Source organism: Pseudomonas sp. SIMBA_068 (genome assembly GCF_046534705.1).
GTDB lineage: Bacteria > Pseudomonadota > Gammaproteobacteria > Pseudomonadales > Pseudomonadaceae > Aquipseudomonas > Aquipseudomonas putida.
The window spans coordinates 1-255 of sequence record NZ_JAWRYI010001001.1 but is presented as its reverse complement, the minus strand read 5'-3'; the positions used below and the strand labels follow the sequence as shown (position 1 = coordinate 255).

Below are 255 nucleotides of genomic sequence, written 5' to 3'. Positions count from 1 at the left end.
ATCGGCTGTAGGGGCTTTTTCAACAAGCACTGCTGGCGCACCTAGGGCAGTCGCTAGTGCGCGAACTTGGCGCTTAGATAAACCAAAAAGAGGCGCTAAATCACATGCACCATCGCCAAATTTAGTGTAAAAGCCTGTAATGTTTTCTGCGCTATGATCGGTACCTACAACTAAGCCTTGGCTAAAACCAGCAATTTCGTATTGAGAAACCATACGTTGGCGTGCTTTAACGTTACCTTTAATAAAATCTATTTG

General features: G+C 44.3%; 1 protein-coding gene. It reads right to left on the bottom strand.

The window, feature by feature from the left end; translation table 11 throughout:
* A partial coding sequence (nadE, locus tag SB756_RS32440) for an NAD(+) synthase (RefSeq protein ID WP_410913553.1) occupies positions 1-255 on the bottom strand: 255 nt, incomplete at both ends.